17 protein-coding genes are annotated in these 20,594 nt (G+C 63.3%); 8 read left to right on the forward strand and 9 right to left on the reverse strand.

Annotation, left to right across the window (positions count from 1 at the left end):
* Positions 1–12 precede the first annotated feature (12 nt).
* Positions 13–1,998, forward strand: coding sequence for an acetoacetate--CoA ligase (locus ACK4FK_RS01405; protein ID WP_409740072.1), 1,986 nt, complete (start codon positions 13–15; stop codon positions 1,996–1,998).
* Here ACK4FK_RS01405 and ACK4FK_RS01410 read toward each other — a convergent pair.
* Positions 1,995–2,903, reverse strand: coding sequence for a DMT family transporter (locus ACK4FK_RS01410; protein ID WP_409740075.1), 909 nt, complete (start codon positions 2,901–2,903; stop codon positions 1,995–1,997). The genes ACK4FK_RS01405 and ACK4FK_RS01410 overlap by 4 nt on opposite strands.
* Before the next feature lie 144 nt (positions 2,904–3,047).
* Between ACK4FK_RS01410 and ACK4FK_RS01415 the strand changes: the two genes are divergently transcribed.
* Entirely contained in the window at positions 3,048–5,300 is a 2,253-nt protein-coding gene (locus ACK4FK_RS01415; RefSeq protein WP_409740077.1) for a molybdopterin cofactor-binding domain-containing protein, read from the forward strand.
* Here the strand turns inward: ACK4FK_RS01415 and ACK4FK_RS01420 are convergent.
* The 6 genes from ACK4FK_RS01420 to ACK4FK_RS01445 form a co-directional block, all read right to left on the reverse strand.
* Positions 5,297–5,674, reverse strand: coding sequence for a DUF1850 domain-containing protein (locus tag ACK4FK_RS01420; protein WP_409740079.1), 378 nt, complete (start codon positions 5,672–5,674; stop codon positions 5,297–5,299). The genes ACK4FK_RS01415 and ACK4FK_RS01420 overlap by 4 nt on opposite strands.
* Positions 5,674–7,761: a TRAP transporter permease gene (locus ACK4FK_RS01425; protein ID WP_409740080.1), complete on the reverse strand. Its 2,088-nt coding sequence runs from the start codon at positions 7,759–7,761 to the stop codon at positions 5,674–5,676. The genes ACK4FK_RS01420 and ACK4FK_RS01425 overlap by 1 nt, the downstream gene beginning before the upstream one ends.
* 81 nt (positions 7,762–7,842) lie before the next feature.
* Complete coding sequence (locus ACK4FK_RS01430; RefSeq protein WP_409740082.1) at positions 7,843–8,805, reverse strand: TAXI family TRAP transporter solute-binding subunit; 963 nt, start codon at positions 8,803–8,805, stop codon at positions 7,843–7,845.
* A gap of 49 nt (positions 8,806–8,854) precedes the next feature.
* A complete protein-coding gene (locus ACK4FK_RS01435; protein ID WP_409740084.1) occupies positions 8,855–10,702 on the reverse strand; it encodes a hypothetical protein in 1,848 nt (615 codons plus the stop codon).
* Between the two features lie 51 nt (positions 10,703–10,753).
* Positions 10,754–13,393: a glycosyltransferase gene (locus tag ACK4FK_RS01440; RefSeq protein WP_409740085.1), complete on the reverse strand. Its 2,640-nt coding sequence runs from the start codon at positions 13,391–13,393 to the stop codon at positions 10,754–10,756.
* A 189-nt stretch (positions 13,394–13,582) separates the two neighbouring features.
* Positions 13,583–14,071, reverse strand: a complete 489-nt coding sequence (locus ACK4FK_RS01445; RefSeq protein ID WP_409740087.1) for an Lrp/AsnC family transcriptional regulator — start codon at positions 14,069–14,071, stop codon at positions 13,583–13,585.
* A 128-nt stretch (positions 14,072–14,199) separates the two neighbouring features.
* Between ACK4FK_RS01445 and ACK4FK_RS01450 the strand changes: the two genes are divergently transcribed.
* From ACK4FK_RS01450 to ACK4FK_RS01460, 3 genes are read left to right on the forward strand one after another with little or no spacing between them, the layout of a single operon-like run.
* Positions 14,200–15,186, forward strand: a complete 987-nt coding sequence (locus ACK4FK_RS01450) for a DMT family transporter (protein ID WP_409740089.1) — start codon at positions 14,200–14,202, stop codon at positions 15,184–15,186.
* Positions 15,187–15,201: 15 nt separating this feature from the next.
* The gene (locus tag ACK4FK_RS01455) at positions 15,202–15,579 is read left to right on the forward strand and encodes a VOC family protein (RefSeq protein WP_409740091.1); all 378 of its coding nucleotides are present in this window, start codon (positions 15,202–15,204) and stop codon (positions 15,577–15,579) included.
* A 7-nt stretch (positions 15,580–15,586) separates the two neighbouring features.
* Positions 15,587–16,792, forward strand: a complete 1,206-nt coding sequence (locus ACK4FK_RS01460) for a pyridoxal phosphate-dependent aminotransferase (RefSeq protein ID WP_409740094.1) — start codon at positions 15,587–15,589, stop codon at positions 16,790–16,792.
* Between the two features lies 1 nt (position 16,793).
* Here the strand turns inward: ACK4FK_RS01460 and ACK4FK_RS01465 are convergent, their stop codons facing one another.
* Positions 16,794–17,987 carry a class I SAM-dependent rRNA methyltransferase gene (locus ACK4FK_RS01465; RefSeq protein ID WP_409740096.1) on the reverse strand — a complete coding sequence of 398 codons (1,194 nt, stop codon included), beginning with the start codon at positions 17,985–17,987 and terminating at the stop codon, positions 16,794–16,796.
* A 74-nt stretch (positions 17,988–18,061) separates the two neighbouring features.
* Here ACK4FK_RS01465 and ACK4FK_RS01470 point away from each other — a divergent pair, with 74 nt between their 5' ends.
* The 3 genes from ACK4FK_RS01470 to ACK4FK_RS01480 are packed head-to-tail and all read left to right on the forward strand — an operon-like array spanning position 18,062 to position 19,874.
* Complete coding sequence (locus ACK4FK_RS01470; protein WP_409740099.1) at positions 18,062–18,472, forward strand: HIT family protein; 411 nt, start codon at positions 18,062–18,064, stop codon at positions 18,470–18,472.
* Positions 18,473–18,489: 17 nt separating this feature from the next.
* Positions 18,490–18,792: a SemiSWEET family sugar transporter gene (locus ACK4FK_RS01475; RefSeq protein ID WP_409740101.1), complete on the forward strand. Its 303-nt coding sequence runs from the start codon at positions 18,490–18,492 to the stop codon at positions 18,790–18,792.
* Positions 18,793–18,842: 50 nt separating this feature from the next.
* A complete protein-coding gene (locus ACK4FK_RS01480) occupies positions 18,843–19,874 on the forward strand; it encodes a TAXI family TRAP transporter solute-binding subunit (RefSeq protein ID WP_409740103.1) in 1,032 nt (343 codons plus the stop codon).
* A gap of 13 nt (positions 19,875–19,887) precedes the next feature.
* Here the strand turns inward: ACK4FK_RS01480 and ACK4FK_RS01485 are convergent, their stop codons facing one another.
* Positions 19,888–20,550: a glutathione S-transferase family protein gene (locus ACK4FK_RS01485; protein WP_409740106.1), complete on the reverse strand. Its 663-nt coding sequence runs from the start codon at positions 20,548–20,550 to the stop codon at positions 19,888–19,890.
* Positions 20,551–20,594 lie beyond the last annotated feature (44 nt).

Genomic DNA, 20,594 nt, shown 5'->3' on the forward strand with positions numbered 1-20,594 from the left:
TCCGGAGGAACCATGAGTGCGAACGATGCCCCTGCCCTGTTGTGGTCGCCGACGGCTGAGCGCATCGCTGACAGCCGCCTGCGTCATTACATGGAGTGGCTGAAACGCGAGCGTGGCCGGAATTTCGACGGTTACGACGCATTGTGGCACTGGTCGGTCAACGACCTGGAAGGCTTCTGGGCCTCGCTATGGGATTATTTCGAGATCAAGGCCCACAAGCCGTACAAGAAAGTGCTGGGCAAGCGCGAGATGCCTGGTGCGGAATGGTTCATCGGCGCCGAGGTGAATTTCGTCGATCAGGTGCTGCGGCATGAAACCGAGGCGCGGCCGGCCATCCTATATGCTTCCGAAACCCAATCGTTGCGCCAGATGTCGTGGCGCGAACTGCGCGAAAAGATCGGCAGCATGGCCGCCTATCTGCGCAGCCAGGGGATCGGGCGCGGCGACCGTGTGGTTGCCTACGCGCCAAACACCCCAGAGACCATCATCGCCTTTCTGGCGGCCGCAAGCCTTGGCGCCATCTGGTCGGTCTGCTCGCCCGATATGGGCCTGAACGCAGTACTCGACCGTTTCCGTCAGATCGAACCCAAGGCGCTGTTCGCCGTGCCGTCCTGCGGCTACAACGGCAAACATCATGACAAGGGCGAGGTGCTGGCCCAAATGATCGCCGCCCTTCCAACCTTGACCGACCTGATTCTGATGCCGGGTATTAGCGCCCATGCCATGTCTGCGAATGTCCGTATTGGCAACTGGACCGAGATAGTCGTGAAACCGGCCAGCCTCGCCGTCGAGGCCGTGCCGTTCGATCATCCGCTCTGGGTGGTCTATTCCTCAGGCACGACAGGCCTACCCAAGCCTATCGTGCATGGTCATGGCGGCATCCTGATGGTCATCATGGCGATGATGGCGCTGCATAACGACATTGGGCCTGACGATATCTTTCATTGGTATTCCAGCACCGGCTGGATCATGTGGAACGCCCAGGTTTCGGGCCTGCTGGTCGGCGCCACCATCGCCATCTACGACGGCGCCCCCAGCCACCCGGACTGGACCACGCTGTGGCGCTTTGTGGGCGAGACGAAGGCCACCTTCTTTGGCGCTGGCGCCGCCTTCTACGCCAATTGCCAGAAAGCAGGCGTGAAGCCAAGGCAGATCGCCGACCTGTCGCAGCTGCGCAGTGTCGGTTCAACCGGTTCGCCGCTATCGGAAGAATCTTATGCCTGGGTCTATGGCGAACTCGGCCAGGATGTTTGGTTGACATCAATATCCGGCGGCACCGATTTCGCCGGCGCCTTCGTCGCTGGCTGTGTCATGCTGCCGGTCTATGCCGGGGAAATGCAGGTGCGCTGCCTCGGGGCCGACATCCAGGCCTATGACGACCAGGGCCGGCCGCTGGACAATCAGGTGGGCGAACTGGTCTGCGTGTCGCCGATTCCGTCCATGCCCTTGTTCCTGTGGAACGACAAAGACGGCCAGCGCTATCGCGACAGCTATTTCGACATGTATCCGGGTGTCTGGCGTCATGGCGACTGGATCAGAATCACGCCGCGCGGCGGCGCCGTGATCTACGGTCGCTCGGATGCCACCATCAACCGCTACGGCCTGCGGCTGGGCACCGCCGAGATTTACCGTGCGGTGGAGGAACTGCCTGAGATCCTCGACAGCCTGGTCATCGATCTAGAATATCTGGGCCGCGACTCCTACATGCCGCTCTTCGTTGTCCTGCGTCCGGGCATCGCTTTGGATACCGCGCTGAAGGAGCGGATCAATCAGGCGATCCGCAAGACGGTCTCGGCGCGCTTTGTTCCCAACGACATCTTCCAGGTGGCGGAAGTACCGCGCACGCTGTCGGGCAAGAAGCTGGAAGTGCCGGTGAAGAAGATCCTGCTCGGCCAGCCGGCTGAAAAGGTTTCCAATCCCGGCACGATGGCCAATCCAGGCAGTCTGGGCTGGTTCGTAGATTTTGCGGCGAAACGCGCTGTCGGTTCGGTCGCCTAGCCGGCCTTGAGCTGCGCGCGGCGGGCCAGCAGGATGCCGCCCAGCACCACGATGCCGCCCGCGACCTGCAGCGGCTGCAGCCCCTCGCCCAGCCAGAGCCAGCCGAAGAATGCCGCCGCCACCGGCTGGATCAGCACCACCAGTGAGGAAAACGACGCCGGCAGGTGGCCCAAGGCATGGGCGATCAGGCTCTGGCCCAGGGCATGGCTGACCCAGGCCAGACCGAACAGGATGGCCCAGCCGCCCAGGGTCGGTGGCAGCAGGCCCTCGCCCATCACCCATACCATCGGCAGCAGGGCCAGACCGCTGACCAAGCTGGACCACAACATGAGTTGCTGTGTGCTGTGCCGCCCGCGCAACTTGGCTACCGCGATCATGTAGGCGCCGTAGAAAATCGCCGTGGTGAAAGCGAGCATATCACCAAAGACATAATCGCCGCCGAGCTGGAAACTGGCGCCCACCAGCATCAGCGCACCGCAGATCGACACCAGCAGGGCGACCAGGAAGGATGGCGTGATCTTCTCGCGCAGCACCAGCCAGGCCCCGAGCGTGACGATCACCGGGGCGAAGTTGCTCAGCAGCGTGGCGTTGGCCACCGTGGTGTACTGGATCGACAGATGCCAGAAGAACAGGTCGCCAGCGAACAGCAGACCGGGGATCAGGATCAGGCTCAGCGGCGGCAGGCCCGGCGCGTCCATGCTTTTTGCGCTGGCCGGACGGAAATGCCAGAACAGCCAGAGCGGCGGCACGGCCAGAATGGTGCGATAAAATCCGGTAGCCGTCGGCCCAACCTCCGACAGACGCACGAAAATTGGCGAAAAGGCAATGGCAAGCGCGCCAATCACCAATCCGGCCAAGGCAAGGCGCTGGCTGCGGATGGCAACTTCTAGGGACGGGGACGGCATGGCGGACGGTATCATTATGACTGATGCATCGACTTAGCCCTGCCGGGCCAGAAACACAACCGAGACAAGGCCGTCTGATTGCATCTTTGCGGATAGCCGGGCCGCCCTGTATTCTGGCCCGGTCCGCCGCCACGGGAGATATCGATGCCGCCCGCGCGCCCTGAAGACCGTGCCGTTCGCCCGTTCTCCCCCACCCGCCGCGGCCTTCTGCGCGGCGCAGGGCTTACTGCCGGCGGCCTGCTGATCGGGACAACTTTGCCGGTGCAGGCGGCGCGCGGACAAAGCGCCGTTTCACTTCCCTTGGTCGCGCGTTTCAATGCCTGGCTGCATATCGGCCGCGACGACCGCATCACTTTCCTGATCGACCGTTCCGAGATGGGCCAGGGTGCCCATACCGGTCTGACCACGCTGCTAGCCGAGGAACTTGAGGTCGATCCGCTGAAAGTAACTGTCCGCAATGCGCCGGCCGACAAGGCCTATCGCAATGTCTACATGATCAAGAGCATGCTGAGCGGCGGCAAGGCGGAATCGTTAAGCGGTCTGCCGCTCTGGGGTTTGGAGCAGATCGGACGACTGATCGGCCAGCAGGTGACTGGCGGCTCGACATCGATCCGTGGCGGGTATGACAGCCTGCGCCGCGCCGGTGCCGAAGCCAGGATGCGCCTGATACAGGCAGCGGCCGAGCGCTGGAAAATACCCGCCTCGGAATGCCGGGCCGACAATGGCATGGTTCTGGACAGGTCAGGCAGCCGCAGCCTCAGCTACGGCGCATTGGCGGATGCGGCAGCCGCGCTGGATGCGGCGGGCGATCCGGCGCTGAAACCACGCTCTGCCTGGCGATTGATCGGTCGGCATGACAGGCGCGTCGATATAATCGACAAGATCAACGGCAGTGCTGATTTCGGGCTCGACATACGCGAACCAGACCAGCTTTTCGCCGCCATCCGCTGGGCGCCGGCCTTTGGTGCCACGTTGAAGGGACTGGACGACAGGGCCGCCCTGGCCCGCCCCGGCGTAAAGGCCGTGGTGCGGCTGGCCGACGGCTTTGCCGTGGTGGCCAACAACACCTGGCGTGCCATGCAGGCCTGCGATGAAGTGCATGCAGAATGGGCGCGACCTGACGTGGATGGCGGCTTTGACGATGCCATGCTCTGGCGCCGGCTCAACGCGATGGTCGATACCGAAGGCAAGGAAGCGCACAAGGCTGGCGATGTAGACAAGGCTCTGGGCGCGGCAGCCACGGTGATCAGCGCCGACTATCGCCTGCCCTTCCTGGCGCATGCCACGATGGAACCGATGAATGCCACTGTCCGACTCGGTCCGGATGGCGTCGACGTATGGGTGCCAACCCAGGCCCAGACCATGGCGCAGAAGGCCGCCGCGGCCGTTACCGGCGTGTCGGAAGATCGGGTTCGCATCCACACCACCTATCTAGGCGGCGGTTTCGGCCGGCGCGCAGAGGCCGATTTTGTCTCGGTTGCCGCTGCCGTGGCCAAGGCAGTGGCCGGCAAGCCCGTGCAGGTGATGTGGCCCCGTGAGCAGGACATGCGGCGCGATTTCTACCGTCCGGCCGCCTTGCACAGGGTCAAGCTTGGCCTGGATGTCCAGGGCCGTCTGGTGGCGTGGAAACACGCCCTGGCATCGCCCTCGATCATGAAGCGCATCTTCGCCGCCGCCACCTGGCTAGGGCCGGATGAAACCGCCATCGAAGGATGTCTCGACGACACCTATGCCATTCCCAACACGGCGGTGAAATATGTCGCCGTCGACACGCCGGTTCCGGTCGGTTTCTGGCGCTCGGTCGGGCATTCCCACTCGGCCTTCGTAAAGGAAAGCCTGGTCGACGAGGCCGCCCATGCTGCAAAGCAGGATCCGCTGAACTATCGCCTGCAGCTTCTGGCCAACCGTCCGCGCCATCGCCGCGTACTGGAACTGGCGGCCGGTAAAGCCGGATGGGGTACGCCGCTTGGCGAGAACGAGGGTCGCGGCATCGCCCTACATGAAAGCTTCGGCAGCATCGTTGCCATCGTGGTACAGGTGGCATTGCACGATAGTAAGCTGAAGATCGACCGCCTCACCATTGCCGCCGATGCCGGCACCGTGATCAATCCCGCCATTGTGAAGGCCCAGCTTTCGGGCGGCGCGATCTTTGGCCTGACCGCAGCCCTGCATGGCCGGCTGACGCTGAAGGATGCCGCCGTGCAGGAAGGTAACTTCGATAGCTACCGCATGCTCTCGATGGCCGATACGCCGCCCATTGATGTGCATCTCGTTGAGAGTGATGCCCCGCCGGGCGGCATAGGCGAGCCCGGCGTTCCGCCGGTGGCGCCGGCCCTGACAAATGCCATCTTCGCCGCCAGCGGCCAGCGTTTGCGCAGCTTGCCTGTGGCCCTTTAGGGGCAAGGCCTCAAAGTCACGTTTTCATCCGGCGCGCTGCCTGGGAAATAGCTGCCGACCGTGCGGCAGACACCATCGATGCAGATCTGCCAGTCGCTTCCCGTGAAGCCCGATCGGGTCAGGATGATCTCCGGCTGCGGCGGCCGCTGGGGCCGCCAGACCCAGAAACCACGCTCCAGCATCGCGCCCTCGCCCGGCTCCATGCCAGCGCCGCTGCCCTGGACGGCAGCGCGCTCGATACGCAAACCATCACCGGTGGCGCGCCATGTCTCGCGCCATTCCGTCTTCTGCACGCTATGGGTCCACCGCAGCTCCGCCACATCGGCACCCAGGGCAGCGATCGCCGCGCCCAGCGCCAGGCAAAGCGCCGGCATCAGGCAACGGCCCTGCCCCGTTTTGTCTTCCACCAGTGGAAGACAAGGAAGGCCGCCGCTAGGGCGAACCCGATCTCGTCGGTGATCGGCAGCGCCACGACGAGCATAAAGGCCGCCACCGTGGCCCATATGCGCTCTGGCCACGTCATCGGCCCCAGCAGCCAGGCGCTGGCAGCGCCGCCCCACAGGCCGACCGAGATCACCGCCTTGATCAGGACGTATCCGGTATCGAACCAAGTGCCGCCCTGCAGCATCAGTGCCGGCGTGTAGACGGCCATGAAGGGCACGACATAGCCGGCGATACCGATCTTGGTCGCCGTGATGGCGATCTTCATATGGCTTTCCTTGGCGATCGAAGAGGCGGCCAATGCCGCAAGCGCCACCGGGGGCGTAAGATCGGCCATGATTCCGAAATAGAACACGAACATGTGACTGACGATGAGGGGGACACCCATCTCGAGCAGCACCGGCGCCGCCATGGCGCTGGTGATGATATAGTTGGGAATGGTCGGCAGGCCTGTCCCGAGCACCAGGCAGACCACCATGGTCATCACCAGCGCCAGAAGCAGATTGTCGCCAGCCACGGCCAGGATCGCGCGGGCGATGTCGTTGGCCAGACCGGTCATCTGCATGATGCCGATCAGGATGCCGACGAGTGCGCAGGCCATGCCGACACCCAGCGCACCCTTGGCCGCATCGGCAAAGCTCTGCAGCAGCAGCTTCTGCGTCTCGATGCCGCCCTTGACGAACCAGGTGCCGACGACCAGCAGGCCCACCAGCACGATGGCAGCCGACTCGATGCGCAGGCCGATCACCTTGTAGAGCACTGCCGCCAGGATTCCGAGTACAACCCAGAACAGCACCCGCAGCAGCAGGACCCGCGCGGCACCGACGGCCTTCTGGCCGAGGATCAGCACTGCCGTCAGCGCCATGCCGATTGTCCCGGAGAACAGCGGCGTGAAGCCTGAAAACAGCAGATAAACCAGCACGACAAGCGGCAGCAGCAGATACCATTGCCGTTTGATCGCGGCCCAGGCATTCGGGCATTCGGATTTGGGCAGCCCAACCAGGTTGCGGCGGCCCGCCTCCAAATGCACCATCCAGAATGCCGAGCCGAAATACAGCAGGGCCGGGATCACCGCAGCCAGCGCGATCTGCGAATACGGCACGCCGATGGTTTCTGCCATGATGAATGCCACCGCGCCCATGACCGGCGGCATGATCTGGCCACCCATGGAAGCCGTAGCCTCTACCGCCCCGGCGAATTGCGGCCGGTAACCGAAGCGCATCATCAGCGGAATGGTGAACTGGCCGGTGGTCAGCACGTTGGCGACGCCAGACCCATTGATGGTGCCCATGAGGCCCGACGAGATCACCGCCACTTTCGCCGGACCGCCCTTCTGGTGGCCGACCGTACCCAACGCGATGTCGTTGAACAGCTGGATCATCCCGGCACGTTCGAGCAGCGCGCCAAACAGGATGAACAAAAATATGAAGGTAGCGGAAACGAAGGTCGGCGTGCCGTATATGCCCTCCGTGCCGAGATAGAGCGTGTCGATCACCTGATCCAGGTCGAATCCACGATGCACCATGAAATCAGGCAGATAGCGTCCCCACAGGGCATAAGGAATGAACACCACACAAATCAGCGGCAGTTCCCAGCCCATGATACGTCGCGCGCCTTCGACCACGAGGGCGACCACGATCACGCCAACCACCAGGTCGACCATGGTCGGATCTCCGGCGCGCTGGATCAGATCGGCCTCGAATATCCAATGATAGAAAGCCAGGACAAAACCGGTCAGGCCGAACAGCCAGTCATACCAGGGTGCGCGTTCAACATGGCCCTTGCGGAAGCGAAACAGCGCGAAGGTGAGCAGCAACAGAAAGCCCACATGCATGCTGCGCAGCACCTGCGACGACAGTGGACTGAAGGCGGCGGTAATGATCTGGAAGAAGGTAAAGGCTACCGCGATATAAAAAACCGTCTGCCCCTGCCAGCCCACCAACTGGGTCAGGCTGTGAGACGGATTCTCGCGATCGACGACGGCTGACGCATTATTGTCGACGGCATTATTCGCGGTCATGGAAACTCCCCCTTCGAACCGAATGTAAAACGCCGGCGACCATGAATATGGCGCCGGCGTTCGCAGTAGGTGGCAGATCGTTTACTTGATCAGCCCTTTTTCCTTGTAGAACTTGGCGGCGCCAGGATGCAGCGGCACCGGCGCATTCTTCGGGCCGTTCTCCAGCGTGATCGCCTTGGCCGCGGCATGGGCGGCATGCAGCGTGCCGAGATCGTCAAACAGCGCCTTGGTCATCTTGTAGGCCAGGTCATCGCTGACCTTGTCGTTGGTGACCAGGAAATTGTTCACCGCCACCGCCGGCACGGCCGCAGCCTGGCCATTGTAGGTGTTGGCCGGAATCGTGGTCGCGACATAAGCCGGATCGCCGATCTTCGGCACCAGGTCGGCCGGCACGGCGACGATGGTGATGGCGATCGAAGCTGCCAGATCGCGGATCGAAGCCACGCCCAGCGCCGCCGACTGCAGGGTGACGTCGATCTGGCGGTTCTTCATCAGATCGACCGACTCGCCGAAGCCGAGATATTCGACCTTGGAAAAGTCCTTATAGGACAGGCCGGCGGCGCCGAGCACCGCGCGCGCGTTCAGTTCGGTACCCGATTTCGGGGCACCGACCGAGATGCGCTTGCCCTTCAGGTCGGCAAGCGTCTTGATGCCGGAATCGGCATTGGCGACGATCTGGATGTAGTTCGGATAGATCGCGGCGATGGCGCGCAGCGAGCTCAGCTTGGTGCTGAAGCCGGCATCGGCCTTGCCGTTCCAGGCATCACTCAAGGAATCGCCCAGGGTGAAGGCGATTTCGCCCTTGCGGGTATGCAGGAGATTGAGATTCTCCACGCTCGCCTTGGTCGGCTGCACCTGCACCTTGGCATTCGGAATCGCCTTGGAGTAGACGTTCGATAGCGCGACGCCGATCGGGTAGTAGGCACCTGAGGTGCCGCCGGTCAGGATGTTGATGAATTCCTGCGCCTTGGCCGAGCCGGTAGCAACAGCAAGAGACAGGGACAGCGCCGCGGCGGCGACAAATGTCCGGCGGATATAGCTCATTCGGATCCTCCCAGTACTTAACGTTACGTCAGATAGGTGAGCGTCGGTTTTACCGGCTGGGGGCGGATTGGGCAAATGCTTTGTCCGCCGCCCCGCCCCGGTCCAGCTCAACACTCTGTGCGGCCAAGAGGTTACCCAGCAGAGGCGCTGCGTACAGAGCCATGACGATGCACCAGTAAATTGCCTCCCTGTTGTGTAAAGTTTCAATCAGCAGCACCAGCACCGGCAGGCTGAGCAGCAGGAAGGCTAGGCCCGCTTCCCAAGCCATACGCAGCCGGCCAGGCTCTGAGGCCTTGGGGCGCGTGAAACCGGCCGTCAGAGCAAGGCCGGCAGTTCCGGCCGCCAAGCCTCCAGTGAGCAGGCGCAGCATGAGGAAGCCGGCAATCGGCAGCAGGAAATAGTCGATGGGAAAATCGCGATAACGACCGGCCACCACCAGCATCACGCCATGATAGACCGCCCACAGCGCCAAAAGGCCATAGATCCATTCCGCCAGCCGCGCGCGCAGCAATGCCGCATGGCTGGCTAGGGTCTCGGGGTCGGCTTTCCCCCGGCCCATTCCGAGACAAAGCGGGCCAAACCGAGGCAACTCGGCAAAAGCCAGCCCCAATGGACGCAGCGGCACGCCAGCCGGCAACAGGCCAGCGAGGCGGTCGAGCAGTTCGGCGAACAGAAGTGCGGCAAAAACGCCCTGCACGGCTGCGAGCAGGGCAAACTCAATCAGGTGTCTGGCCGAATAATTGTATTCAAGACCATGCTCGATGGTGGCGCCCAACAACGCGGCAAGCCCCTGCGCATACAGCACGGCGACCAGCATTGCGCGCGGCGGCAGCGCAACGAGTTGCTGGGCACGCACCACCATCAGGATCAAGCCAATCAACAGCGACAATCCGGCGAAGAGCGGCCATTGCGGCAGATTGGAAACCATGCCGCCGATTTCGAATTTGGGCTCACGCAGTTCGTCCAATACGCCCCATGCCGCGCCGACGGTGCCTTCCAGCCGTTCCTTCCAGGGCTGATCGAAGGCCTCAACCAGATTGTAGGAGAGCCCCTCGCGCTCGGCGAGCTGAAGAAAATCGGTGATGAAGGATGCCGCCTCGACCGGCGATGGGACGGCATCGCGGCGCGAACGGCCCTGGCTGGGCCAGCCGACCTCGCCAATCACCACCGGCTTGCCGGGCAGAGCAGCCTGCACCTGGCGGTAGACCTCCATGATATGCGGCATGGAATGCGCCACACCGATCGGCATGTCCTCCCAGTAGGGCAGGAAATGCACCGTGACGAAATCAACCTCATGTAGAAGCTGCGGAAACCTCAGCCAGAATTCCCAAACATCCGCATAGGTGACCGGCTGCTTGACTGCGGCCTTCACTCTGCGGATCTGGGCGATGAGTTGATCGACGGTGAGATCCTTGCGCAGTAGCACCTCGTTGCCGACGATCACCGACTTGATCGTGTCGGGATACTGGTTGGCCAGCCGGATGCCCGCCTCCACCTCGGCTTCGTTGATGGCGGATTCGCGACCGAGCCAGATGCCCTGCATCACCTGCAGGCCGTATTGTCCCGCCTTGACGGGCACCACCTCCAGTCCTTCGCGGGCGGTGTAGGTCCGCACGCCCCTGGCGATGCCCTTCAGGCTGGCCAGGTCCTCTTCCACCTGTTCGGCCGATGGATACACACGGGTCAGGGGGCTCTGCCCGCGCCGGAACGGCGCGAAGGACAGGCTTTCGATGACATTCGCTTTCGCCGCAACGGCGATCTGGCTACCCTGCCCGTACCCGGCCGGCTGGGCACGGTTCGGCAGCCACCAGACCAGGATGGTCAGGGCGGCGGCCAGCAGGACGAACAGCAAGAGTTGCAGGAAGCGGGTGGCCGGCTGCGGCGTCGGCGCATGCATGTCTCAATCCGTTACGCTAGAGGGGTGCTGCGGCCATCGCTGGGCCCTGGGTCATTGGGCCGGCGTGCCTTCGGCGGAGGCGCCGACGGTGGGTGAAGTCTGCGCCGGCACCGACGCCCCCTTGCTGGGGGACTTTGGCGCGGTGCTGATGGCCGCCAACGCAAGCGAGGCCCAGTATGGCACCGACTGAGCCCACATCACGATGGCCCACAGGCGCGCCTCGGGGTCTTCGCCACCCTGGAAATTCCACATGCCGATGCCCGCCAGCACCAGCAACACGCCCAACAGCACTTCTTCCTGCGCCATGATCAGTGCCTGCACGAACGCCGCCTGGTCTTCGTACTTGGGGGTGCGGATGAAGGGCAGCTTGGAGGTGAACAAGCCATACAGCATCGCCTTGGCGATGGTATAGGTGAGCGCCAGACCGGCCAGGCCTGCGCCAAGGCGCTGACGCAGGGTGCAGGGTACGCGGATCTTGTAGAGCCACAGGAACTGCGCCAGCTTGGCTCCGAACACGGCCACCACCGGCAGAAGGAACAGCGCCAGCGGCAGCTCGAAATATTTCGGCAGCACCAGCACGCCCACCGTCCAGACCAGCGAGGCGATGGCAAAGACAAGGCCAAGCGCATCGGCGAACCATGGCATCCAGCCGGTGATGAAGTGATAGCGCTGCATCGGGTCAAGCTTGCGCTCGTCGCCCGGCAACATGTCGCGCCAGTGCCGCTTGATGATCTGCACCGCGCCATAGGCCCAGCGGAACCTCTGGCTCTTGTAGCCACCGAAGCTGTCCGGCGTCAGACCGTAGCCGAAGCGGCGGTCGGTATAGACCGAGTGCCAGCCGCCAGCGAGCAGACGCAGGCCCATCTCGGCATCCTCGCAGATACACCACTCCGCCCAGGGACCAACATGCTCAATGGCGGCACGACGGACCAGGGTCATGGTACCGTGCTGGATGATGGCATCGCGTTCATTGCGCTGGACCATGCCGATCTGGAAAAAGCCGGCATATTCCCAGTTGATGAATTCCTTGAATGTGTCGTTTTTCCAGTCGTAATGATCCTGCGGCGCCTGCACGAAACCGATATCGGCGCGGTCGAAATACGGCACCAGGGATTTCAGCCAGTCGGGCTCGACCAGGTAATCCGCATCGATCACGCCAACGATCTCGGCATCCTTGGCGGTATGACGCAGGGCGAAGTTCAGGGCGCCGGCCTTGAAGCCCTTCAGCGGCGAGACATGGAAAAAGCGAAATCGCTCGCCCAGCTCCAGGCAATACTCCTCCACCGGCCGCCAAACCTTCTCGTCCTTGGTGTTGTTGTCGATCACCAGGACTTCAAAATTCGGATAATCCAGCCGCGCCAGGGCATCCAGGGTCTTCTTCAGCATCTCCGGCGGTTCGTTATAGGCCGGAATGTGGATCGACACTTTCGGCCAGTTGCGTTCCACATCGGTCTTGAAAGGTAGGAAATGGCGCTGGCGCCGATTGGCCCAGATCACCTCGGAAAGCTCAAGCCCCTCTGCCAGCACCACCATGAACAGCAGCAGCAGCAGGGGAAGCAGCATCGCCCACATCAATGCGATGCCCGGGCTCATGTAGCTGCTCAAGCCGGAATCCACCACCATCACCAGCGCACTGGTGACGACCTGGATCAGGGCGATGAAAAAGAAGCGGCCCGAGAAGCGCAGGTCCGACCAGCGCGCCAGGAACCAAGCCATCAGCGGCAGCGCCAGCAGGATCGAGGCCGCGGCCAGTTGCGGCCAGTGCGGCCGGTCGCTGACCGGGCCGACCATGGGGAACTTAGGCGTGCGGTCGGCATTGTAGACGCCCCAGTAGGCGCCAACCGAGCCTTCGATATTGCGCTTCCATGGCTGGTCGAAGGCTTCCTGGATGAAATAGTCGAGGCCGCGCTGGTTGGCGATGTTGAGAAAACCGCGCAGGAAGGCGGCCTGGCTGGTCGGGCTGGGCACCGCGTCGCGACGGATGCGGCCTTCCGACGGCCAGCCGATTTCGGTGATCACCACCTTCTTGGTCGGAAAGGCGTCCTTGACCTGCTGATAGCGGCTGAGCGCATATTCCACCGCTTTTTCGGGCGCCTGGCCCTCCCAGTAAGGCAGCAGGTGGATGGCGATGAAATCGACCTCGCGTCCGAGCTGCGGATAGCGCAGCCAGATGTCCCAGGTCTCGGCGGTGGAGACCTCTATGTGCTTACCGGCAAGGCCGGTGCGCACGCGGCGGATATAGCTGACCAGATCCTCAAGCGGCATGTCGGCACGCAGCATCGTCTCGTTGCCGACGAGTACTCGGCGAATGTTGCTGTGGCTGCTGGCGGCAGCGATCAGCGCCTCAACCTCCTGCTCGTTGCGTTCCAGGCGGCCATCGAGCCAGATGCCCTGCATCACCTCCAGACCATAGCGGCCTGCGATCTTGGCGATCTCCCCCTGGCCCTCCAGCATCGAGTAGGTCCGGATCTGCTTGACCTGGCCGGACAGCAACTGCATGTCCTGCTCGATCTCGGCCTCGGTGGGGAAGCGGTTGTTGCGCGGATCCTGATCGGCGCGGAAAGGCGAATAGTCGACGCCGTTGATCACCTCGCCCCAGGGCCGCGGCTCGATCGGGCGATTCATGTAGGCCCAGCCGGCCAGGTTGAGGACGGCAACCAGGAAAAGGACAAGAAGTCCCGAATAGCGCATGACAGCCTGCAGAGAGATACGAACCACGACCCTGGCCGGCAGCGCTCCGTATCGTTCCGCCCCGCCCTGTGCCGGTTTCCGGCAGGGCGGTGATTAGGCGGTCAATATGGCGGCTTTGCGGCGGTCGCCGGACTATACGGTGACGCCCGAAAAGAGTCGAGAGGACGGCAGTTTATGCATTGTACCCGGTCATCCGTCGCGATCGAGATGCCTGAGGGGCAGCGCGGCATCGGTCTTCACCGGCCGGATCACGAAATTCGACCGGATATCCTTCACCATCGGCAGGCTTAAAAGCCGCTCGGTCAGCAGTTCCTCATAGGCCGCCAGATCGGGCACCACCACCTCTGCCACAAAATCCGCCTCGCCAGACACCATATGGGCTGCCACCACTTCAGGGATCGCCTCCAGAAGGCGCTGATGCATGGCTGCGTTCTCGGTGGAATGTTTCTCCACCTTGATATCGACGTAGACCGTGAGACCCAATCCGACCTTCCGACGGTCGAGCACTGCACGATAACCGCGAATGTAGCCCTCCTGCTCCAGCCGCCTCACCCGCCGCAGGCAAGGCGACGGCGACAGACCAACCTTGTCGGCCAGGTCGACATTGCTGAGCCGGCCATCCTCCTGCAAAGCGGCGAGGATTTTGTGGTCGAAAGCATCAAGTGGTGAATTTGGCATGATATGCCTAAAAGTGAACTAGAAATACCATAGTATTGCTCAAATTATGACATATAAGGCAGAAATCGCAAGGACATGCCTGGGTATCGCAGGCCATTCTGCCGCCATTCCAACCTTGAGATTCCAGCATGACCACCGACAGCAGCCTCACAGCCCCCGGCTCACCGACCCGCCCGGAAGCGCGTCAGGCGGAACCGACCCGCCTGCTGGGCGGGGCGGCCGCCCTATTCACCGTCATCCTCTGGGCCGCAGGCCTTGTGGCGACCCGATTCGGCGTCACCGGAAGCCTGACTCTGTGGGATGTGATATTCCTGCGCCTGCTGCTGCCGGCCCTGATCCTGCTGCCCGTACTGCTGCGGCATCCACCGCGCGCCCCGTCGGCGGCCATCGGCCGGTCGCGCTGGCCGCTGCTGCTGGCCGTGCTGGTTAGCGGCGCCGGCCTACCCTTCATCCTGACCAGCAGCGGCGGCATGGTCTTCGCGCCGGCCGCCCATGCCGGCGCCTTGATGCCCGGCCTGATGCCCCTGTTCGCCGCCTTGCTGGCTGCGCTGCTGCTGGGCGAGCGCTTCACATCCTCACGCAGGTTCGGCATGGGCCTGATGCTGGCCGGTGCCATGGCGGTCGGCGGCTGGCAGGTGCTGGATGATATCGGCAGCAACTGGATCGGCGAAACCTGGCGCGGCGACCTGATGTTCGTCGCTGCCGGCGCCATGTGGGCCTGCTACACCATCGCCATGAAAAAAAGCGGCCTGGGCATCTGGCAGGCCGCCGCGCTGGTCTATGTCGTCTCCTTCCTAACCTATCTGCCGCTTTACCTGCTGGCGCTGGAAAGCCGCCTGCTGGCTGCGCCGTTGTTCGAGATCGGCGTGCAGCTTTTCCAGTCGGTCGCCTCCGGCCTGCTCAGTATGGCCGCCTATGGTTTTGCTGTACGGCGCCTGGGCGCTGCGCGCGCTTCCGCCTTTGGCGCCCTTACACCGGCCCTCACCGCGCTACTCGCCATTCCGCTGCTGGGCGAATGGCCGACCCTGATAACCTGGGCCGGCATCGCCGCTGTCAGCCTGGGCGTGGCGCTGGCCAATGGCGCGTTGTCCCGCTACATTCCTACTAACCGTTAAGGAGGTTATATAGGCATGTTCGACCACATTTCCATCGGGGTGCGCGACCTGGTCGCCTCGGGCCGTTTCTACGATGCCGTCCTGCTTCCGCTGGGCTACAGACGGCTTTATGAGGGCTCGCATGGCCTGGGTTATGGCCGCGACCGGCCGCAATTCTGGCTCGACACCAGCCCCAGCCCGGTGCCCGACGATCCAAAATCAGGGCTGCATATCTGCTTTCGGTCCGATACGCGCGATGCCGTGGATGCCTTCCATGCCATTGCGCTGGCGCAGAACGGCCGCGACAATGGCCCCCCGGGCCTGCGCCCTCAATACACGCCGACCTATTACGCCGCCTTCATATTCGATCCAGACGGCTATCGCATCGAAGCCGTAACCTTCTCAGTGGATTGATACCAGCATGCTCGCCAGTGCCGACCGCGTTTTCACCGCGCCCCAAACTGGGCCCCAGCCTTCACCGCGCAGCGATGTGGAGATCTACCAGATGTGGGAGATCTTCAAGGCGGTGAATGCCCGCGTGAAGGCAGGCGGCGAGGTGGTGAACCTGCTGGTGGGCGAACCGACCCTGCCGCCGCCGCAGGCCGCCATCGCCGCCGCGCAGAAGGCGCTGGGCAGCGGGCGGCAGCTCGGTTACACCGAGGCACTCGGCATCATGCCGCTGCGCGAGGGCATAGCAGGGCTTTATCGTCGCCGTCATGGCCTGGACATTCCGGCTTCGCGCGTCGCCGCCACCATCGGCACGTCATCGGGTTTCATGCTGGCCTTTCTCGCCTGCTTTTCCGCCGGCGACACAGTGGCCGTGGTGGAGCCGAGTTATCCGGCCTATCGCGGCACGCTGAAGGCGCTCGACCTGATCCCGTATCGGGTGGCCACCGATGCCGCCACGCGTTTCCAGGTCACGCCGGCGATGATCGCGAGCTTGCCGCCACAGGTGAAGGGCATTGTGGTCGCCAGTCCGGCGAATCCCACCGGCACCATGCTGTCTGCGACCGAGCTGCGCGCCATCTATGAGGCCTGCCGCCTGCACGGACTGTGGCTGATCGTCGACGAACTCTATCATGGCGTCACCTATGACCAGCCAGCCGACACGATCCTCTCGGCCGGCGACGATGCCGTCGTGATCAACGGCTTTTCGAAATACTGGGGGATGACCGGGTGGCGGCTTGGCTGGCTGGTGCTGCCCGAACGGCTGGTGCCGCGCATCGAGGCGCTGCATGGCAGCCTGCAGATTTCCGCGCCGACGCTCTCCCAGCTTGCCGGCGTGGCCGCGCTGAGTGCCGACGAGGAACTGCAGCCTCGCGTGCTGGCTTACAAACGGAACCGCGATGCCCTGCTCGCCGCTCTGCCACGCCTCGGCATCACACGCTTCGCACCGCCCGATGGCGCTTTCTACCTCTATGCCGATATCGGCGATTTCAGCGACGATTCCGTCGCTTTCTGCAAGCGCATGCTGGAGGAAACCGGCGTGGTGACCGCGCCGGGCGTCGATTTTGATACCGCCGATGGCCGCCGCTTCCTACGCTTTTCCTTCTGCATGGATGCCAGCGTGGTCGACGAAGCGATCCGCCGTCTGGAACCATGGTTCAGAAGCCTGAACCGGCGCTAGCTCAGTCGAGCTGCAAGATCTGCCATTTCAGGTAGGCGCTCTCCGGCAGGTGCGGATGCACCGGATGGTCGGGGCCGGCGCCGCCCTGATAGAGGATGCGGCCGCTGCGGCCGGCATTGCTCAGGCCGATCGCCACTTCCTTGGCGAACAACTCGCCCGGCAGCAGATGGGCGCAGCAGGCCACGAACCACAATCCGCCCGGCGCCACCAGCGGCGCGGCCAGCTTGGCCAGCTTGCGGTAGGCGCGGCTACCCGGCCCGAGATCCTTGCGGCTTTTGACGAAATTCGGCGGATCGGTGACCACGATGCCGAACTGCTCTCCCGACTGGTTCAGCTTTTCCAGCGCGTCGAAAGCCTCGCCCTTCTCGAAGCGCGCGATTTTCGCCAGGCCGTTCTGTTTCGCGGCATCCGTTGCCTGTGCCAAGGCCAGTTCGGACCGGTCGATGCCCAACACGCTTTTTGCGCCGGCCTTCGCCGCCGTCAAGGCGAAAGCACCGGAATTGCAGTAGCAGTCCAGCATCTTCTGACCTTTCGCCAGCGAGGCCAGGATGGCGCGCGCACCGGCCAAGTCGAAATACCAGCCGGTCTTCTGGCCTTCCAGCAGATCGAGGGCAAACCGCACGCCGCCTTCCTCCACCATGGCCGGCTTGTCCAGCGCACCGGCGGCGAGCCTGATCTCCTGTTCCAGGCCTTCCAGCTTGCGCACGGCGGCGTCATTGCGCAGCACGATGGCGCGTGGGCGGAACATCGTTTGCAGCGCTTCAACCAGCAACGGCGTAAGCATCTCGGCGCCAGCGGTGTTGGCCTGCAGGCAGAACACATCGTCGTAACGGTCGATCACCACGCCGGGCATGCCATCGGCCTCGGCATGGACCAGCCTGTAATATGGCGACGAGAAACAGCGATCCCGGAGCATTTTTGAAAATTGCAGCCGGGCGCTGAGAAAACCTGCATCAATGCGCGCCTCGGTATCGCGGGACCACAAACGTGCGGCAATCAGCGAATGGGGATTGAAGCTTGCCACGCCGATACCCGCGCCGTGAGCATCGAACAGACGCACCATCGTGCCCGGCGGCAACGCTTTCGCCGTGGCGTCGAGTTCCATTTCGTTGGAGTACACCCAAGGATGTCCACCCTTCACACGGCGCTCTTCGCGTGCTTTCACGCGCAATACGGGCAGCGTTTTCGCGGCCATGGACAAGTCCTCTGCGAATGGTTTATCAGCCGATACACGACGCGTATCGCTCGTTCAGAAAGCGAAGATAGACGATGTTCACCCTGCATGACCAGTTGCGCCGGGACACTCTTCCGGTCTGCCGCATGAAGCTCTGCCTCGTGCAGTTGATGAATGATGCCCAGTACCCCTGGCTGGTGCTGATCCCGACGGTGGAGAACATCACCGAAATTCACGAATTGACCGAGAAGCAGCGCAAGCTGCTGATCAACGAGATCGCCCAGGCCCAGCGGGTGCTGCAATACTGCTTCGAACCGCACAAGCTGAATGTTGGCGCCCTTGGCAATATGGTGCCCCAGCTTCATGTTCATGTCGTCGCCCGGTTCCGCGAAGATCCGGCCTGGCCGGGCCCGATCTGGGGCAAATTGCCCTCCCGGCCCTACGAGGATGCCGCCCTGCGCAGCACCATCGCCCGCCTGCAGAACGCCTTCATCACCCGCGTCTGACCGCCTATACTGCGGCCATGCCCTCTGAACTTGTCGAGTCCACCGGCCTCGTCGCCGGTTTCCTCACCACCCTGGCCTATGTGCCCCAGGTGCTGAAAGTTTGGCGCAGCCGCACCGCACGCGATATCTCGCTGATCATGTTCCTGCTGATGAATGCCGGCATCGCGTTGTGGCTGGTCTACGGCCTGATGATCGGCTCGCCTGGCCTGATCGCCGCCAACCTGGTCACGCTGTGCCTCACTGCGGCCGTACTGGCCGCCAAGCTCAAATTCGATCGGCCGCGGAACCGCAAGGCCGAACACGCCGGATCTCAGGACTAGTCACGGAACCTTTGCTGGCCAGTCCCCGGCGGCCGGCGTATAATAAAACTATGCGCCGCCGCGATTTCCTTGCCAGCACGATCGCCTCGGGCCTGACCATCGGCTCGAGCCTGGCATTGGCACAGGAAAGGCCCGCCCCGGCCGCGCCCGTCACCGGCGGCTTTTTCCGCATCCTCACCGGCTCGGCCCACACCACCGCCTTCCCGGTCGGCGTCACCATCGCCTCCGCCATCTCCAATCCGCCGGGCAGCCGGCCCTGCGAGAAGGGCGGCTCCTGCGGCGTACCCGGCATGATCGCGGTGGCGCTGTCCAGTGCAGGATCGGTCGCCAATCTCGCCGCAGTCGGCAACGAGAGCATCGAATCAGGCTTCGCCCAGGCCGACCTAGTATACAGCGCCTGGCAGGGTGAAGGACTGTATTTCCGGCGCGCCAAGCAGGCCAATCTCAGGGTGCTGGCAAACCTCTATCCTGAGACCGTGCACTTGGTGGTGCGGCGCGGCAGCGGTATTGCCGAATTGCGCGACTTGGTTGGAAAGCGCGTCTCGATCGATCGCGCCGGCTCTGGTACCCGCTTCAATGCCGAGATCATTCTGGCAGCGTATGGCGTTCGGCTGCAGCAGCTGAAGATGCTCGAGGTCGACCCGGGTGAGGCGGCAGATCTGATGGCGCGTAACGAATTGGACGCCTTCTTCCTGATCTCGGGCCAGCCAGCGCCCACGGTGGGCGACCTGACCGACCGCGGCATCGCCGATCTGGTGCCGCTGGCCGGCCGGCAGATTGAAGGTGCTCTGCGCCGCCATCATTTTTTCAGCCGGGACCTGATCCCCGCCTCCACCTATGCCGGTGTAGACCAAACCGAAACACTGAGCATCGGCATGCAATGGGTGGTGCCGGAGAGTCTGGATGCGGATCTGGCCTACGAGATCCTCCGTGCCCTGTGGCATCCACAAAACCGCCGCATCCTCGATGCCGGCCCGGCCATGGCACAGAAGATCAGGCTGGGGACCGCCCTGCTGGGCGTCTCGACCCCGCTGCACCGCGGCGCCGAAAGGTTTTACCGCGAAATGAAGCTGATCACCTGATCCGGGGGCGGCCTCAGGGCTCAGGAAGCGGTTGCTCCTGTGCGGCCGCGGCAATCCACTCCTGCATCGCAGGCAGCGCATAGATGGCGTCGACATAGGCTGCGCTTACCGGATCGAGCGATACGCCATAGGTGCGGAATCGGGTTGCCACCGGGGCATACATGCAATCGGCGAGGCTGAAGCGGCCAAACAAGAAATCGCCGCTGCCATCCCCGCTTTTTTCGCCAAAACGACCGCGGCAATCCTGCCATATCTGCTGAATGCGGGCGATGTCGTGCCGGGCTTCATCCGAGGGTATCCCCGGTGCCTTGCCCAGTCGGCAAATATCCATCGGCAGATCGCGGCGCAGTGCGGTAAAACCCGAATGCATCTCGCTCATCACGCTGCGGGCAACCGCACGGGCACGACGGTCCTCGGGTAGTAGCTTCGCTTCGGGCCAGGTCTCGGCGACGTATTCGCAGATGGCCAGGCTGTCCCATATCAACAGGTCGCCATGCTTGAGCACCGGCAGTTTGCCCGCGGCGGAATACCCCAGGATCTTTGCCTTGGTCTCGGCCTGACGCAGGACGATCAGGGCCTCGTCGAAAGCCTGGCCGGTGGCCTTCAGCGCCAGCCATGGCCGCAGGCTCCAGCTCGAGTAATTCTTGTTGCCGATGACAAGGGTAAGATCGCTCACGGGGGGCTCCTGGTTGTGGCCGCGTATTTCGTTCCGGTCGCGCA

This window comes from Ferrovibrio sp. (assembly GCF_046297895.1).
In the GTDB taxonomy this organism is placed as follows: domain Bacteria; phylum Pseudomonadota; class Alphaproteobacteria; order Ferrovibrionales; family Ferrovibrionaceae; genus Ferrovibrio.

Coding starts and splice junctions, on each gene's coding strand:
- ACK4FK_RS01405 (WP_409740072.1), top strand. CDS start 13: ATGAGTGCGAACGATGCCCCTGCCCTGTTGTGGTCGCCGACGGCTGAG.
- ACK4FK_RS01410 (WP_409740075.1), bottom strand. CDS start 2,903: ATGCCGTCCCCGTCCCTAGAAGTTGCCATCCGCAGCCAGCGCCTTGCC.
- ACK4FK_RS01415 (WP_409740077.1), top strand. CDS start 3,048: ATGCCGCCCGCGCGCCCTGAAGACCGTGCCGTTCGCCCGTTCTCCCCC.
- ACK4FK_RS01420 (WP_409740079.1), bottom strand. CDS start 5,674: ATGCCGGCGCTTTGCCTGGCGCTGGGCGCGGCGATCGCTGCCCTGGGT.
- ACK4FK_RS01425 (WP_409740080.1), bottom strand. CDS start 7,761: ATGACCGCGAATAATGCCGTCGACAATAATGCGTCAGCCGTCGTCGAT.
- ACK4FK_RS01430 (WP_409740082.1), bottom strand. CDS start 8,805: ATGAGCTATATCCGCCGGACATTTGTCGCCGCCGCGGCGCTGTCCCTG.
- ACK4FK_RS01435 (WP_409740084.1), bottom strand. CDS start 10,702: ATGCATGCGCCGACGCCGCAGCCGGCCACCCGCTTCCTGCAACTCTTG.
- ACK4FK_RS01440 (WP_409740085.1), bottom strand. CDS start 13,393: ATGCGCTATTCGGGACTTCTTGTCCTTTTCCTGGTTGCCGTCCTCAAC.
- ACK4FK_RS01445 (WP_409740087.1), bottom strand. CDS start 14,071: ATGCCAAATTCACCACTTGATGCTTTCGACCACAAAATCCTCGCCGCT.
- ACK4FK_RS01450 (WP_409740089.1), top strand. CDS start 14,200: ATGACCACCGACAGCAGCCTCACAGCCCCCGGCTCACCGACCCGCCCG.
- ACK4FK_RS01455 (WP_409740091.1), top strand. CDS start 15,202: ATGTTCGACCACATTTCCATCGGGGTGCGCGACCTGGTCGCCTCGGGC.
- ACK4FK_RS01460 (WP_409740094.1), top strand. CDS start 15,587: ATGCTCGCCAGTGCCGACCGCGTTTTCACCGCGCCCCAAACTGGGCCC.
- ACK4FK_RS01465 (WP_409740096.1), bottom strand. CDS start 17,987: ATGGCCGCGAAAACGCTGCCCGTATTGCGCGTGAAAGCACGCGAAGAG.
- ACK4FK_RS01470 (WP_409740099.1), top strand. CDS start 18,062: ATGTTCACCCTGCATGACCAGTTGCGCCGGGACACTCTTCCGGTCTGC.
- ACK4FK_RS01475 (WP_409740101.1), top strand. CDS start 18,490: ATGCCCTCTGAACTTGTCGAGTCCACCGGCCTCGTCGCCGGTTTCCTC.
- ACK4FK_RS01480 (WP_409740103.1), top strand. CDS start 18,843: ATGCGCCGCCGCGATTTCCTTGCCAGCACGATCGCCTCGGGCCTGACC.